We start from the raw sequence: 1201 nt of genomic DNA on the forward strand, positions 1-1201 counted from the left end.
TGTATTAGTCGCGACTTGATCTGACATATGGCCTTGAAAGGTTGAGAGTTACCGGTTTTGATATGGGTGTCGAATCCTTATACAAAACACGAGGTAACTCTCATGCTTCATACTAACAATCCTGTCATTAAACACAAAGCCGGTTTGCTCAATCTGGCTGAAGAACTCAGTAATGTATCTAAAGCCTGCAAAATTATGGGCGTCTCGCGTGACACTTTTTACCGGTATCGCGAACTGGCCGATGAAGGCGGCGTGGATGCGTTGATCAATCGCAGTCGCCGCGCTCCTAACCTTAAGAACCGAACCGATCAGGCCACTGAACAGGCGGTTGTTGAGTATGCTGTGGCATTCCCCGCCCACGGCCAGCACCGGAGCAGTAATGAGTTGCGTAAACAGGGTGTTTTTATCTCAGGAAGTGGCGTCCGCTCCGTCTGGTTACGTCATAACCTTGAGAACTTCAAAAAACGTCTGAAAGCGCTGGAAGAGAAAGTGGCCCGCGATGGCATTGAACTGACCGACAGCCAGATCGCCGCACTGGAACGTAAAGTCAGTGATGGCGAAGCCTGCGGCGAGATTGAAACCGCTCATCCGGGTTATCTGGGTTCACAGGACACGTTCTACGTGGGAAACCTGAAAGGGGTTGGACGTATTTATCAGCAGACGTTCGTGGATACCTACTCGAAGGTCGCTCACTGCAAACTGTATGTCACCAAAACGCCGATTACAGCAGCAGACCTGCTGAATGATCGTGTACTGCCATTTTATGAGTCTCAGGGGCTGCCGATGCTGAGGATACTGACTGACAGAGGCACTGAGTTCTGCGGCAAAGTGGAACAGCATGATTACCAGCTTTATCTGGCGATAAATGATATCGACCACACGAAGACAAAGGCGATGTCCCCGCAGACAAACGGTATCTGCGAGCGGTTCCACAAAACGATACTGAACGAATTTTATCAGGTGACATTCCGCAAAAAGCTGTATGGGGATATTGACACATTACAATCAGATCTTGATGAATGGCTGGCTCACTATAATAATGAGCGAACCCATCAGGGGAAAATGTGCTGCGGCCGGACGCCAATGGAAACATTACTTGATGGAAAATGCATCTGGGCTGAGAAGAATTTAAACCAGATGTAATCTGACAGACACCTGTATAAATAACCGGTAACTGTCAGATCAGGTCTGAGCTAATACA

At 48.5% G+C, this 1201-nt stretch carries 1 protein-coding gene; it reads left to right on the plus strand.

Translation table 11 applies throughout. The features are described from left to right. Positions 1 to 102: 102 nt before the first annotated feature. Positions 103 to 1143 (plus strand): IS481 family transposase, encoded by a 1041-nt coding sequence (locus tag IAE30_RS29830; protein ID WP_200548131.1) that lies wholly within the window; start codon positions 103 to 105, stop codon positions 1141 to 1143. Positions 1144 to 1201: the final 58 nt, after the last annotated feature.

Origin of the sequence: Pantoea sp. S61, from assembly GCF_016625145.1 — a bacterium.
GTDB lineage: Bacteria > Pseudomonadota > Gammaproteobacteria > Enterobacterales > Enterobacteriaceae > Pantoea > Pantoea rwandensis_B.